Raw genomic sequence first — 14,643 nt, 5'->3', positions numbered from 1 at the left:
GGGCGGGCAGCGCCACCGGGCGGCGCGGGGCACGCCCCGCGCCGCCCGGTGGCGCTGCCTTCACCGCATCATGCGACCGTCAGGACCAGGGGGCTACCGCAGCAAGGTCTCTATTGCGCCCGTGATTTTGGGCGACTGCGGCTTGGTGCTGCTGCCCCAGGTGCCCACCACATCGCCTTCGGGCCCGATCAACACCTTGTTGAAGTTCCACCGCGGCACAAACCCCGTCTCTTCCGCCACCTCGCGATAGAAGGGATGCGCGTTCTTGCCCTTCACGCGGGTGATATCCGCCATCGGCAGGTCGAGCCCGAAGGTCATCTCGCAGAATTCCTTGACCTCCTCGGCGCTGCCCAGCTCCTGGTTGAAGTCATCCGACGGCACCGCCAGCACCACCAACCCCTGATCGCGATACGCATCATAGAGCGCCTGCAGCCCCTCGTACTGCCCGGTGAACCCGCATTGAGAGGCGGTGTTCACGACCAGCACCGGCTGGCCCGCCCAATCGCCTGTGTTCAGCATGCCACCATCGATCGACGCAAACTCATGCGCCGAGACGCCCGCCTGCGCCGCGGCCCCGGCCACCAGCCCCATGATCGCTGCACCCATCCGTGTCATATCGCGCTCCATCTCTGCTTGCCCCGCATATAGGGCCGCTGGCACGGATGTCAGCCGCCCACCCCTCTTTAACTTCCCCGGATTTGACCCATCTTAAGGAGCAAAGCGTTAACGGAGGTCCCATGCCCACATACGAAAAGACCGACGAGGCGATCTCGAAGCTGTCGCTCGAAGAATACCGCGTCACCCAGCAGAACGGCACCGAACGCCCCGGCACCGGCAAGCTGCTGCACAACAAGGAGCCGGGCATCTACGTCGATATCGTCTCGGGCGAGCCGCTCTTTGCCTCCGCCGACAAATATGAGAGCGGATGCGGCTGGCCCAGCTTCACCAAACCCATCGAACCCGCGCATGTGACAGAGCTCAGCGACACCACCCTGGGCATGGTCCGCACCGAGGTGCGTTCGACCCATGGCGACAGCCACCTGGGCCACGTCTTCCCCGACGGCCCGCAAGACCGCGGCGGCCTGCGCTATTGCATCAACTCCGCCAGCCTGCGTTTCGTGCACCGTGACGACATGGCCGCCGAAGGCTATGGTGATTACATCGATCAAGTGGAGGACGTGGCATGAGCCATCAGCGCGCAGTTCTGGCAGGGGGATGTTTCTGGGGGATGCAGGATCTGATCCGCAAGCGCCCCGGCGTGATCGCGACCCGCGTGGGATATACCGGCGGCGATGTGCCGCAGGCGACCTATCGCAACCACGGCACCCACGCCGAGGGCATCGAGATCATCTTCGACCCCGCACAGACCACCTATCGCGACCTGCTGGAATTCTTTTTCCAGATCCACGACCCCACAACACCCAACCGACAAGGCAATGACGTCGGCATGAGCTACCGCTCGGCCATCTACTACGTGGATGAGGCACAAAAGCAGGTGGCGCTCGACACCATCGCCGATGTGGAGGCCTCGGGCCTCTGGCCCGGCAAGGTTGTGACCGAGGTCGAGCCCGTGGGCGCCTTCTGGGAAGCCGAGCCCGAGCATCAGGACTACCTCGAGCGTATTCCCAACGGCTACACCTGCCATTTTCCCCGCGCTGATTGGGTTCTGCCCAAACGCACGCAGGCGGCCGAATAGGCGCGCATGTCCTGGCGCGGCCCCTGCAAAAGTCGCCCAGGGTGGCAGACGTCTCAACCGTTTCTTAAGGCTGAGCCCATAGACCGTCCTCCAGCCAGCTGGAGGGCTTTAGCGTGCCTTTGTTCAAGAGAAAATCCACCGAGAAAACCCAGGCGCGACTGGACGACCCGTTCCTGTCGGCAATGAGCCTGTCAAACGTGATGGTCTGGTTTTCACCGGACGGCACCATCCTCGGAGTGAATGACAAATTCTGTGAACTCTTCGGCTATACGACAGATGAAATCGTCGGCCAGCCCCGCCGCATCCTGCTCGATCCCGCAGATACCGCGCAGGGCGGGCCGGATGTGCCCCTGAATGAGCTGATGACCGGCGAAGCGCGGGCCGAAACCATCGGTCGTCTGACCAAATCCGGCGCCAAGGTCTGGCTGTCCGCCACCTACCTTCCGATCAAGAACGAGCTCGGCGAGATCGTACAGGTGGCCAAAGTCGGCCATGATGTGACCAAGGCGCGGGCGCTGGAAAACTCCAATACCGAAAACCTCGTTCGCCAGATCGAAGCGATCTCGGCAACCCATGCCCGGCTGGTCTATGACATCGAGGGCACGATCCTCGAGGCCAGCGATACCGCGCTGGAGATGTTTGGCTACACACGGGATGAGATGATTGGCCAGAAGCATGCCAACCTTGTCCATCCCGACTATGCAGGCACGGATGAATACGCCCAGTTCCTTAAAGAGGTGCGCAGCGGCAAGATTCCCGCCGGTAATTTCAAGCGGTTCCGCAAGGACGGAACCGGCTTCTGGGTGCAGGCGATGTTCTGTGCCGAGCGGGATGTGGACGGCAATGTGACGCGCCTCATCTCGGTCAAGAGCGATGTCACGGCGGTCATGGAAGCCAACGACATGACGAACACGATCTCGAAGATCCAGGCGGTGATCGAATTCTCGCCCGATGGCACCATCCGGCACGCCAACGATCTCTTCCTGGGCGCCATGGGCTATACCCTCGATGAGATCGTCGGCAAACATCACCGCATGTTCATGCCCGACGGCGAGGCCGACACAGCCGAATATGCCGAGCACTGGCGCATCCTTCAGTCCGGCAAGTTCCACACAGGCGAATATCGCCGACGCGCGAAGGACGGCTCGGATGTCTGGATTTCCGCCAGCTACACACCTGTGATCGGCCCCAATGGCAATACTGCCAAAGTGGTGAAATACGCCAGTGATATCACACCCCGGGTGAAGGCGATCCGTTCGCTGCGCGAGGCCTTGGCGCAACTGGCCGACGGCGACTTGCGCTATGACATCCAAGGGGCGTTCGGTCCTGACTTCGATCCGCTAAAACAGGATTTCAACACCGCCATCTCCAAGCTGCGCAACAGCCTGGGCGGGGTGGTGGAGGCCAGCCGCGAGATCGACTCTGGCACCAGCGAGATCTCCACCGCGTCCGACGACCTCAGCCGCCGCACCGAGAGCCAGGCGGCCTCTCTGGAAGAGACCGCAGCCGCGATCACCGAGATGTCGACCTCGGTGAAGTCCACCGCAGAGATCGCCAGCAACACGCGCAATGTGGTCGACAAGACCAAGAGCCGCGCCACCGCCGGCTCCGAGGTCATGGCCCAGGCCCGCGCGGCGATGACGGCCATCGCCTCCAGCTCCGACGAGATCTCCAAGATCACCTCGATGATCGACGATATCGCCTTCCAGACCAATCTTCTGGCGCTCAACGCCGGTGTCGAGGCCGCGCGGGCGGGCGATGCCGGGCGCGGCTTCGCGGTCGTGGCTTCCGAAGTGCGCGCCCTCGCCCAACGCTCCTCCGACGCGGCAACGCAGATCGCCAGCCTCATCGCGACCTCCGCGGATCAGGTGCACCAAGGGGTCGATCTGGTGTCGAAGACAGGTGAATCCCTGGCCGAGATCGACGGGTTCGTCGCCGATCTGAGCGAGATGATCGCCGACATCGCCGCAGCCGCCGCCGAGCAGTCGGGCGGCCTCGAAGAGATTACCACCTCCGTCAGCAGCCTCGACGACGTGACCCAGAAGAACGCGGCCATGTTCGAAGAGACCAATGCGGCAACGCAGCTGCTCGCCAACGAGGTGGAAAAACTCGGCAAGATCGCGGCGTCGTTCCAGATCGGCTCCCCCGACACGGCGGAGGAAGCACTGCCGCAGCGCCGCGCCTCCTGACGGCTCAGCCCGCGGCGACGCGTGGCCGCCCGCTCGCCTCGACGGTCACCACTGCCTCGACAAAGACCTCACGCCCATCGACGATCGCACGGCGAATATCGCGCCGGGCCGACAGTTGCACATCCGCCGCCCCCGCAGCCACGGCCTCCGCCCGCGCCCGATCCCGCAGCGCCCGCTCCAGCACCTCGAGCGCCGCCGCCTGATCGGTCAGATCGCGGGGTCCGGCCTCCAGATGCACCCGGAACCGCCCCTCGCCGGCCGAGGTCACCGTGCCGCTCTGCCGCATCGTCACACGCCCGACCACCGCACCGATGGCATTCGCCACGCCCCCGTGCTCCGGCAGGACCATCTGCGTCCCCACCGCCGGGCCCACCGCCGGATAATAACTCGCCGCCGACGCCCCCAATCCCACGACCGGCAGGTTGAGCCCCGCACTCAGCCGCACCAGCCCGCGATGCTCGGCCAACCCCGCCTGCATCAACCCGTGCCGCGCCAACACCTGCGGGCTCTCGCCGAAATCCCGCGCCTCCTCGGCGAAGGCGGCCTCCAGAAGCGCCGCCGACGTCTGCGCCGTCAACTGGTCCACGACCCTCTGCGCCAGAGCCTGCGCATCCGCGGCCAGCACCTGGCCCGACCCCACCCGCTTGCGCGCCACCAGCCGCACCGCCATATCCGCCGCCCCGCTGTCCCACACCGCCAGCCGACCCAGCACATGGCTCGCATCGGAGGGCGTCACCCCGGCCAGCTGCACCAGCCCGCGCCCCACCAGCCGCGCCAGCGCCCCGTGGTCAATCCGCGCCCGCAGCACCTCCGCCAGCGGGCGCACATCCGTACCAACCCGCTCCAGCACCGCAAGATCGCGCGGCCCCAGACCCTCGCGGCTCTGCCCCGGCACCGCCCGGACAAACCGCGCATCCTGCTCACCGGAGGCAGCGCTGCGCAGCTGCGCCTCCAGCGCCGGGCGCACCACCTCGGGCGCCTCCACCGCCAGCAGCGACACCGGCACCACCCGGCGGGGGCCCAGCGTCAGCCCGCCCTGCAGCCCCTCGGTCACCACCTGCACCTCGCTGTCACCCCCGAGGCCCGTCGTCCGCATCGCCACCGCTTCGACCATTGTGCGATAGGGCCCCACCTGCGCGCCTGCCGGGTCAATCGCCGGCAGACCGCCGCGCAACAGCGCAATATCCGTTGTCGTGCCGCCGATATCGCTGACCAGCGCATCCTGCACCCCGGTGAGCCAGCGCGCGCCCACAAGGGAGGCCGCCGGACCGCTCAGGATCGTCTCGATGGGCCGCGCCCGGGCTTGCTCCGCCGCGATCAGCGCCCCATCCCCCCGCACCACCATCAGCGGCGCTGCGATCCGCAGCCGCTCCAGAACCGCCTCGGTGCGCCCGATCAGCCGCGCGATCATGCCGATCAGCCGGGCGTTCAACACCGCCGTCACCGCCCGCCTGGGCCCGTTCAGCCGCGCCGACAGCTGGTGCGATGCCGACACGGGCCGCCCGGTGAGCTCCGCGACCAACTCCGCCGCCTGCCGTTCATGCGCCGGATTGCGCGTTGCAAACTGCGCGGCCACGGCAAACCCGCTCACCCCATCCCGATGCGCGGCCAGAAAGGCGGCTATCTCGGCCTCACCGAGCGGGTGCGCCTCCGCCCCGGCATGGTCATGCCCACCCGGACAGATCAGAAACGGGTCCTCCCCCAGAGCCTCCGCCAACCCATGCGCCTGCATATCGCGCGTCGGAAACCCGATGTAGATCAACCCGACGCGCCCGCCTTGCCCCTCGACCAGCGCATTGGTCGCCAGCGTCGTCGACAGCGCGGCGAGCCCGACGTCCTCCGGCGCCGCACCAGACCGCTCCACCACGGACCGGATCGCCGCCTCGACACCCCGGGCCAGATCGCCGCGCGTCGTCAGCGCCTTGGCCGAGGCCACAACCTCGGTCTCGTCACGGATCAGCACCGCGTCGGTGTAGGTCCCGCCGGTGTCCACCCCCAGCAACAGGCTCACCGCGCGGCCTCCACCCGGTCGAGCTGGGCCACGGCCCAGACCGCCGCCTCCGCCACCACCGGGTCCGCATCCTGGATCAGCGCTGCCGCCGCCGGTTTCAGATCGGGTCGCCCGGAGTTCCCGATGGCATAGAGCACATTGCGCACAAAACGATTGCGGCCGATCCGCTTGACGGCAGAGCCCGCAAAGAGCGCGCGGAACCCCGCATCGTCCAGCTGCACCAGATCGCGCAGCGCCGGTGCCACCAACGCGGGCCGCGCGGTCAACCGCATGTCCCGCGCCGCCACCGCAAACTTGTTCCAGGGACAGACGGCGAGGCAATCATCACACCCGTAGATGTGATTTCCCATACGCTTTCGTATGTCGTCCGGCACCGGCCCCTTGTGCTCGATGGTCAGATAGGAAATGCAGCGCCGCGCGTCGAGCTGGTACGGCGCCGGAAAGGCATCGGTCGGACACACATCCAGACAGGCCCGGCAGGAACCGCAGTGATCCGCTTCCGGATCATCGACTGGCAGCTCGACGGTCGTGAAGATCGCACCCAGAAAGGCCCAGTTGCCCCACGCGCGGCTGAGCAGATTGGTGTGCTTGCCTTGCCAGCCTAAGCCCGCGGCCTGCCCCAGGGCCTTCTCCGGCACGGGCGCTGTATCCACAAAAACCTTCACCTCCGCCGGCGCATCCACTGCGGCCAACAGCCACCGCGCCACCCGTTTGAGGCGCTTCTTGACCACATCGTGGTAATCCCGCCCCTGCGCGTAGACCGAAATCGCGCCCCGCTCCGGTTTGTCCAAAATCTCCAGCGGACTATACGTAGGCGTATAGCTCTCGGCGAGCATGATCACCGAGCGGGCCTCAGGCCAGAGTGCTGCCGGGTTACCGCGCCACGCCATCCGCTCCGCCATCCAGCCCATCTGCCCGTGATATCCGGCCTCCACGAAGGCCTGCAGCCGCGCGGCCATTTCGGGCACGGCATCCGGCCTGCAAACCCGAGCGCTCACGAACCCCTCCGCCAGGGCCTGCTCGACCAGTCGGGTCTTGAGCACCGCGCTCATACTTCATTGTTCCAGAAATATGCGAGGTCCGACCACCGCCTCAAAAATCCAGGTCATTGTAATGGCGCGGCGGCGGAAACCCGGGGACCTGATCGGCCAGGATCGAGCGGAACGCAGGCCGCGACTTGATCTTCGCGTACCAGTCCTTGACCACCTCCGAGCGGTTCCAATCCACGTCCGAGATGTAATCGAGCGCGCTCAGATGCGCCGCAGCCGCAAAATCCGCCAGCGTCATCACATCCCCCGCCAGCCAGCGCCGATGATCCAGCAGCCAGGTCATGTAATCGAGGTGATACTTGATCGCCTTCGCCCCTGCCTTCACATGTCCGCTGTCGGGATACCCCTGCTTCATCACCTTCTTGTTGACCCGCTCATAAAGCAGCTTCGAGGTGACCTCCCGGTGAAACTTGTCGTCGAACCAGCCCACCAGCCGCCGCACCTCCTGCCGCGCCACCGGATCTTTCGGCATCAAGGCGGGGTCGGGCCGGGTTTCCTCGATATACTCGCAGATCGCGCCGCTTTCCGCCATCATGACCCCGTCGAGCCGCAGCACAGGCACCTGACCGGCCGGATTGCGGCGCATGAAGTCCGGATCCTGCTCCCAGTATCTCTCCTCGACCAGCTCGACCTCGATCTTCTTTTCCGCCAGGCTCAGGCGCACTTTCCGGCAAAAGGGAGAGAGGGGGACGTGAAACAGGCGGGCCATGGGGTCTTCCGGTCAGAGATACTCCGTCCTCAATGCCCCTTGCGGCCCCCGGTTTCAACTCTCGAAACAGGCCGCGCGGCCATCTTTGCGGATTGTTGCAGCCCCGGACCGCACCGCGCGCGTCCGTTTCACCACGAAATCCGAGGGCCTGCTGGCCGAGCGGCCCTTCGGGTCCGGCAGGATCGCCGCCAGCCGCGCCGCCTGCTCCGCCGACAAATCCCCCGCCGAAACGCCGAAATAATGCCGCGCCGCCGCCCCGACACCAAAGACACCCTCATCGAACTCCGCCACGTTCAGATAGACCTCGACGATCCGCTCTTTGGACCAGATCGCCTCCAGCACCGGGGTGAACAGCGCCTCCAGCGCCTTCCGCGTATAATTGCGCCCATGCCAGAGATAGACATTCTTCACCGTCTGCTGGCTCAGGGTCGAGGCCCCCCGGTTGCCTCCATCGGCGATCGCGTCCTTGATCGCGGCGAGGTCGAACCCCCAGTGCAGGCAGAAATTCGCATCTTCGGCAGCCACGACCGACCGCGCCATCACCGGCGCCACCTCCTCCAGCGGCACCCAGGACTGCTCCACGCCCCCCAGCCGCCGCGATTCCGCGAACATGTAAGGCGTCGTCGGCGGGTTCACGACCGTGCCCAGCGCAATCAGCGCCAGCACGATCCCCACCACCACAAGCAGCCCGCGCCCGGCATAACGCACCACCCGCCGCAGCGGGTTGGACCGTTTCGATGTCTTGCGGGAGCGCCTGCTCTTTTTTGTCGCCCGTTTCGCCATGGGCCAGCTATAGGGCGGCGCGGCGGTCTTGTGAACCGCCGCGCAGCAGAGTTATTCCGCCGGGATCGCCTCGTTCTCCAGCCCCAGGGGCGCCGGCAGCTTGTCGAGCATCTCTTTCGGGCACACCTGCAGGAAATGCGCCTTCTCGGCCTCCCAGTGTTGCAGGATATCCGCCGTCCGGCGGCTGCCCGTCTCGCGCAGATGCATCTCCAGCAGCTCTTTCAATTGCCCGATCCAGTGATCCACCGTGACCGGACAGGTCACCAGCGTCTCCATGTTCATCAACGCGGGCGCCGTCCCCTCCGGATCGTAGAGGAACGCCATGCCCCCGGTCATGCCCGCGCCGAAGTTGGCCCCGATCTCACCGAGGATCACCGCAACCCCGCCGGTCATATACTCACAGCCGTTCGACCCGCAGCCCTCGATCACCACCTTGGCGCCCGAGTTCCGCACCGCAAAGCGCTCGCCCGCGCGCCCGGCGGCGAACAGATACCCATCCGTCGCACCATACAGTACCGTATTTCCGATGATGGTGTTCTTGGCCGCCTCGATGGGCGAGGCCATGGGCGGGCGCACCACGATCATACCGCCCGAGAGCCCCTTGCCCACATAGTCATTCGCATCCCCCGAGACTTCCAGCTTCAGCCCCGGTGCCGCAAACGCCCCCAGCGATTGCCCCGCCGAGCCCGACAGTTTCACCGTCAAATGATCCGGCTGCAGCGTATTACGCATCCCGAACTGCTTCACGATATGGCTCGACGTGCGCGTCCCCACGGTCCGATGTGTGTTCTGCACCGCATAGCTCAGCTGCATCTTCTCACCGTCTTCGAGGAACCGCTTGGCATCGCGCACGATCTCCGCATCCAGCGTGGCGGGCACCTTGTTGCGCTTGCGATTGCGGTCGTAAACGATGTCCGCCGCGCCATCGACGGTGATCAGCAGCGGGTTGAGATCCAGATCATCCAGATGCGACGAGCCCCGCGAGACCTGCGCCAGCAGATCCGCGCGCCCGATCACATCGTCCAAGGACCGCGCCCCAATCGACGCGAGGATCTCCCGCACTTCGGTCGCGTAGAAGGTGATCAGGTTCACCACCTTATCGGCGTTGCCGGTGAACTTGGCGCGCAAGGAGTCGTCCTGCGTACACACGCCCACCGGGCAAGTGTTCGACTGGCACTGCCGCACCATGATACAGCCCATGGCGATCAGCGCCGCCGTACCGATGCCGTATTCCTCGGCCCCCAGCATCGCCGCCATCACGATGTCCCGCCCGGTGCGCAGACCGCCATCCGTGCGCAGCGTCACCCGCTCGCGCAGGTTGTTCATGCTCAGCACCTGATGCGCCTCGGTCAGCCCCATCTCCCAGGGCAGGCCCGCATATTTGATCGAGGTCGCAGGCGAGGCCCCGGTGCCGCCGTTGTGCCCGGAAATCAGGATCACATCCGCCTTGGCCTTGGCCACCCCTGCAGCAATGGTGCCCACCCCGGAGGACGCCACCAGCTTGACCGTCACCTTGGCGCGCGGGTTGATCTGTTTCAGGTCATAGATCAGCTGCGCCAGATCCTCGATGGAATAGATATCGTGGTGCGGCGGCGGCGAAATCAGCGTCACCCCCTTGGTCGAGTGCCGCAGCCGCGCAATCAGGTCCGTGACCTTCATGCCGGGCAGCTGCCCACCCTCTCCGGGCTTGGCACCCTGCGCCACCTTGATCTCCAGCTCTTCACACTGGTTCAGGTATTCCGCCGTCACGCCAAAGCGCCCCGAGGCCACCTGCTTAATCTTGGCCGAGGGGTTGTCGCCATTCGGCTCCGGCACGAAATGCGCCGGGTCCTCCCCGCCTTCCCCCGAATCCGATTTCGCGCCAATCCGGTTCATCGCCACGTTCAGCGTCTTATGCGCCTCCGGGCTCAGTGCACCGAGGCTCATACCCGGCGTGACAAAACGCTTGCGTATGGAGGTGATGCTTTCCACCTCCTCGATCGGCACCGGCGTGCCAAGTGGTTTGATGTCCAGCAAATCGCGCAGATGAATGGGCGGGTTCGACTTCATCTTCGCCGAATACTGCTTCCACATCTCGTAGGACGCGCGGTTGCACGCCATCTGCATCATGTGCATCGAGGTCGCTTCCCAGGCGTGGGTCTCGCCCGACTGCCGCGCCTTGTAGAACCCGCCAATCGGCAGCACCGAGGCCGGGCCGCCCCAGGCCTTCGCGTGCACTTCCTCCGCCTTGCGCTGGATGCCGCTGACGCCAATGCCGGAAATCCGGCTGGTCATGCCCGGGAAATACTCCGCACACATAGCCCGGCTGAGGCCGACCGCTTCGAAGTTCAACCCGCCGCGATAAGAGGAAATCACCGAGATCCCCATCTTCGCCATGATCTTCAACAGGCCCTGGTCGATGGCGATGCGATAGCGGTCAATCGCCGTGGTCAGGCTCATGTCGAGCAGCCCGCGGTCGATGCGGTCCGCCAGCGAATCCTCCGCCAGATAGGCGTTCACCGTGGTCGCTCCCGCACCGATCAGCACCGCAAAATAATGCGGGTCCACACATTCGGCAGAGCGCACGTTGATCGAGGTAAAGGTCCGCAGCCCCTTGCGCACCAGGTGGCTGTGCACCGCAGAGGTTGCCAGGATCATCGGCATGGCGACCTTCTCCGGCCCGCTCTCCTGGTCGGTCAGGATGATATGCCCCGCGCCCGAGCGGACAGCATCTTCCGCTTCCGCTCGAATCCGTGCGAGCCCGGCGCTCAAATTGCCGGTGCCGGGCGCGAAGGTGCAGTCGATGGTCACCACATCCGTGTTGAAATGCCGGATCAGCTCGTCGAATTGCGCATTGCCCAGAAACGGGCTGTCGAGCGTGAAAATCTCGGTCTGGCTGCTGTCCTCATCCAGCACGTTCTTGAGGTTACCGAACCGCGTCTTCAGGCTCATCACGCGGTATTCGCGCAATGAGTCAATCGGCGGGTTGGTCACCTGGCTGAAGTTCTGCCGGAAGAAATGGCTCAGCGGGCGGTACTTGCCCGAGAGCACCGCCGAGGGCGTGTCATCGCCCATGGAGGCCAGCGTTTCCTTGGCATCCTCGGCCATCGGCGCCAGGATTTGTTCCAGCTCCTCAATGGTATAGCCCGCTGCCACCTGCCGGCGCCGCAGCTCCGCTCCGCTGAAGAGCGGCTGCTCGACCACATCGTCGAGCGCCTCTTCAATGTCGTTGATCTTGCCGACCCAGTCACTGAAGGGCTGCGAGGACGCCAACGCATCCTTGATCGCCCGGTCGTGGTAGAGCTTGCCCTCGGCCATATCCACCGCCAGCAACTGCCCCGGGCCCAGCGCACCTTTCTCGACCACATTGGCCTCATCGAGCGGCACCATCCCGGTCTCGGATCCGGCGATCACCATACCGTCATTCGTGACCACATAGCGCATCGGTCGCAGCCCGTTCCTGTCGAGCCCGGCGCAGACCCAGCGCCCATCGGTCATCGCCAGCGCGGCAGGCCCGTCCCAGGGCTCCATCACAGAGTTGCAATAGGAATACATGTCGCGCCAGCTCTGCGGGAGTTCCACCGCCTGTTTCGACCAGCTCTCCGGCACCAGCATGGTCTTCGCCATCGGCGCATTCCGCCCAGCGCGCACCAGCACCTCGAACACCGCATCCAGCGCCGCGCTATCGCTCGAGCCAGAGGCGACGATCGGCTTGATATCCTCGGCCATCTCGCCAAAGGCGCCAGACGCCATGCGGATCTCGTGGCTCTTCATCCAGTTGAGGTTGCCCTTCAGCGTGTTGATCTCGCCGTTATGCGCCAGCATCCGGAACGGCTGCGCCAGCCACCACTGCGGGAAGGTGTTCGTGGAATAGCGCTGGTGATAGATCGCAAACGCACTCTCGAAGCGCGCGTCCATCAGGTCGGGATAGAATTCCGCCACCTGCTCGGCCAGCATCATCCCCTTATAGATGATCGACCGGCAGGACATGGACGCGATATACAGCGTCGGCACCTGTGCCGCCAAAGCCGCCTTTTCAATACGCCGCCGTATGACGTAAAGCTCGCGTTCAAAGGTGTCCTCATCCACGCCCTTCGCGTTGGAGATCAGGATCTGCTCGATCTCGGGCCGCGTCGCATTCGCCTTCTCGCCGAGGCAGGAGATGTCCACCGGCACATGCCGCCAGCCATAGATGTAATAGCCCATGCGCAGCACTTCGGTCTCGACAATCGTCCGGCAGGTCTCCTGCGCGCCGAAATCCGTGCGCGGCAGGAACACCTGCCCCACGGCGATCATCTCATCTTCACGCGGGTCATGCCCGGTGCGCTTCACCTGATCGTAAAAGAACTCCACCGGGATCTGCACATGAATGCCCGCGCCGTCGCCGGTCTTGCCGTCCGCATCCACAGCACCCCGGTGCCAGATCGCCTTCAACGCCTTGATGCCGTTCTCAACAACCCCCCGGCTCTTCGTGCCATCAACCGACACCACGAGACCCACCCCACAAGAGGAATGCTCCTCCGACGGATCATAGAGCCCCGTCTCGGCCATCCTCGCCCGCTTCGCTTCCTCGCGCGCCACCCAGGCGTCATCATAGATGGTCATCAGTTGTCTCCTTCCACGAATGGGTGTTGGGCTTGTACTTCGGCCCGTGTCTTGCGCCGGTGCGCCCCTGAAAGGCAGGCATAACTCGGCGCCAGATCGGTATAGATTTCCGACAGCAGCACGAAACCCGCCGCCTCCTTGAAAAGCCCCGGGAAAAGCTCGATTTCCGGCTCTTCCGGGTCGGTGGCCCGCAGCCACACCGAACTTCCGCAGGTCTCGCAAAAGCCCCGCTCCGAAAAGGACGAGGACGCATAGCTCCGGACCGGTCCCGTGACCGTAACCGCCTCCGTATCGGCCACAAAGGAGCCGAACAGCATCCCGTTCCAGCGCTGGCACATCACGCAATGGCAGGCGCCGATGGCCGCCACGTAATTGCCGTCAATCTCGATTCTGACCGCACCGCACAGGCATCGGCCCGACATCCGCCCGGTCCGCCGGTGCGGCGCGATCAGCGCCTCTCTGGCCGCCGCGTCCGTCATGCCTCGCCCTCGAACATCGCAATGGTCTCAGCGGTGCTCAGCTTCCGGTGCTCTCCGGCCAGCGCATAGCCCTGCGGGCATTCATCGGCAAAGAACTCCAGCGTCATCTCCCCAAGGTCCGCCGCATCGAACAGTCCCGCCGCCGGGTGTCGCATCCCGTCATGCACGGTGCCGTACCATAGGGTAGAGCCGCAGGTGCCGCAGAAGCCGCGCTCGGCCCACTCGGAGGAGGCAAAGCTCTGCGCCGGGCCGCGCACCTCCAGCGTTCCGGGCACCGTATCCACCGAGATGAACATGCCGCTTGTATGCTGGCGGCACATATCACAGTGGCAGGCCCGCAAGCGTGGTGTCTCCGACTGCAAGGTCAGCGTCACCGCACCGCAGAGGCAGCGCCCCGTCAAGGTTTTTGCCGCCTCAGCCACAACCAAACTCCGACGCGGTGGCCAGAAACCCCGCCTCCCCCGGCCCATAGATCCTCTGTGGTCTCAGATCGAAGGCCTCGCGCGGGCCGCTATTGACCCCGCGGCTGAAATTCCCCTCCAGCACCAGATCGCGCGACTGCGAGACCAGAAGCTCGGTCGAGAAATTCAGCACCTGCGTCGCCCCCTTGCGGGCAAAAGCGCGCTCGGCCAGATAGACGTCGAAGACCTCGCCGCTGACCTCCAGCGTCTCGCCCGTGGCCGTGCTGGTGCCGCTCAGCGCGTACTCCTGCCCGCGGATGATGTTGCTGTTCATCACGAAATCACCCGTTGGCGTGTGTGCGCCCGTCTCGGTCAAGGCCGCCATATCCAGCGCCTTGCCCGTGCCCGGCACAGCGGCAAAGTTCATCGCCCCCGCGCCTTCCGTCTCCCACATCTTGAAATCCCAGGCTGTGTCATAGTGCAGCGTGTTGTTCAGGCTGCCGCGCCGATAGCTCAGCGCCATCCAACCGTCGTCCGCGCAGTGCAGGACCGTGGTCGCGGTGCAGCCGTTCTTATGCGCGGTGACCACGGGGGTGCAGCCCGCAGGCACGCGCAGAGGGTCCGCCGCCATCGCGGCGCTCGCGGGCAGGCTCACCAGCGCCGCTGTCACGGCGGTTGTCCAAATCGCTCTGCGCGCCTGTTGGGTCATGGTTGCTGTCCTTAACAGTTTCTCACCGTACGC

General features: G+C 65.2%; 12 protein-coding genes. 3 read left to right on the top strand and 9 right to left on the bottom strand.

Translation table 11 applies throughout. The annotated features are described in order from the left end of the window. Positions 1 to 93: 93 nt before the first annotated feature. Positions 94 to 591, bottom strand: a complete 498-nt coding sequence (locus tag Q1A71_RS06035) for a glutathione peroxidase (protein WP_299673200.1) — start codon at positions 589 to 591, stop codon at positions 94 to 96. A 146-nt stretch (positions 592 to 737) separates the two neighbouring features. On the opposite strand from Q1A71_RS06035, the gene msrB reads away from it, so the two are divergent. The 3 genes from msrB to Q1A71_RS06020 all read left to right on the top strand — a co-directional run bounded on the left by msrB (position 738) and on the right by Q1A71_RS06020 (position 3,885). Next, positions 738 to 1,187, top strand: coding sequence for a peptide-methionine (R)-S-oxide reductase MsrB (msrB, locus tag Q1A71_RS06030; RefSeq protein ID WP_299673021.1), 450 nt, complete (start codon positions 738 to 740; stop codon positions 1,185 to 1,187). Next, on the top strand, positions 1,184 to 1,696 hold the full coding sequence (msrA, locus tag Q1A71_RS06025; RefSeq protein WP_299673018.1) for a peptide-methionine (S)-S-oxide reductase MsrA: 513 nt from the start codon (positions 1,184 to 1,186) through the stop codon (positions 1,694 to 1,696). The genes msrB and msrA overlap by 4 nt, the downstream gene beginning before the upstream one ends. A gap of 113 nt (positions 1,697 to 1,809) precedes the next feature. Next, on the top strand, positions 1,810 to 3,885 hold the full coding sequence (locus tag Q1A71_RS06020; protein WP_299673015.1) for a PAS domain-containing methyl-accepting chemotaxis protein: 2,076 nt from the start codon (positions 1,810 to 1,812) through the stop codon (positions 3,883 to 3,885). Between the two features lie 4 nt (positions 3,886 to 3,889). On the opposite strand, the gene Q1A71_RS06015 is transcribed toward Q1A71_RS06020, so the two are convergent. The 8 genes from Q1A71_RS06015 to Q1A71_RS05980 are packed head-to-tail and all read right to left on the bottom strand — an operon-like array spanning position 3,890 to position 14,610. Continuing rightward, positions 3,890 to 5,896 (bottom strand): hydantoinase/oxoprolinase family protein, encoded by a 2,007-nt coding sequence (locus Q1A71_RS06015; RefSeq protein ID WP_299673012.1) that lies wholly within the window; start codon positions 5,894 to 5,896, stop codon positions 3,890 to 3,892. After that, a complete protein-coding gene (gene queG, locus Q1A71_RS06010; protein WP_299673009.1) occupies positions 5,893 to 6,948 on the bottom strand; it encodes a tRNA epoxyqueuosine(34) reductase QueG in 1,056 nt (351 codons plus the stop codon). The genes Q1A71_RS06015 and queG overlap by 4 nt, the downstream gene beginning before the upstream one ends. A 40-nt stretch (positions 6,949 to 6,988) precedes the next feature. Continuing rightward, positions 6,989 to 7,654, bottom strand: a complete 666-nt coding sequence (locus Q1A71_RS06005) for a glutathione S-transferase family protein (RefSeq protein ID WP_299673006.1) — start codon at positions 7,652 to 7,654, stop codon at positions 6,989 to 6,991. A gap of 54 nt (positions 7,655 to 7,708) precedes the next feature. Beyond that, positions 7,709 to 8,437 carry a monofunctional biosynthetic peptidoglycan transglycosylase gene (gene mtgA / locus Q1A71_RS06000; RefSeq protein ID WP_299673003.1) on the bottom strand — a complete coding sequence of 243 codons (729 nt, stop codon included), beginning with the start codon at positions 8,435 to 8,437 and terminating at the stop codon, positions 7,709 to 7,711. Positions 8,438 to 8,488: 51 nt separating this feature from the next. After that, positions 8,489 to 13,021: a glutamate synthase large subunit gene (gene gltB / locus Q1A71_RS05995; RefSeq protein WP_299673000.1), complete on the bottom strand. Its 4,533-nt coding sequence runs from the start codon at positions 13,019 to 13,021 to the stop codon at positions 8,489 to 8,491. Continuing rightward, positions 13,021 to 13,500, bottom strand: a complete 480-nt coding sequence (locus Q1A71_RS05990) for a GFA family protein (RefSeq protein ID WP_299672997.1) — start codon at positions 13,498 to 13,500, stop codon at positions 13,021 to 13,023. Before Q1A71_RS05990 ends, gltB begins: the two co-directional genes overlap by 1 nt. Then, positions 13,497 to 13,922, bottom strand: a complete 426-nt coding sequence (locus Q1A71_RS05985; protein ID WP_299672994.1) for a GFA family protein — start codon at positions 13,920 to 13,922, stop codon at positions 13,497 to 13,499. Before Q1A71_RS05985 ends, Q1A71_RS05990 begins: the two co-directional genes overlap by 4 nt. Further along, a complete protein-coding gene (locus Q1A71_RS05980; protein ID WP_299672991.1) occupies positions 13,915 to 14,610 on the bottom strand; it encodes a hypothetical protein in 696 nt (231 codons plus the stop codon). The genes Q1A71_RS05985 and Q1A71_RS05980 overlap by 8 nt, the downstream gene beginning before the upstream one ends. Positions 14,611 to 14,643 lie beyond the last annotated feature (33 nt).

Source organism: uncultured Roseobacter sp. (assembly GCF_947493125.1).
Taxonomy (GTDB): Bacteria; Pseudomonadota; Alphaproteobacteria; order Rhodobacterales; family Rhodobacteraceae; genus Roseobacter.
This window is presented reverse-complemented; position numbering and strand designations above follow the sequence as displayed.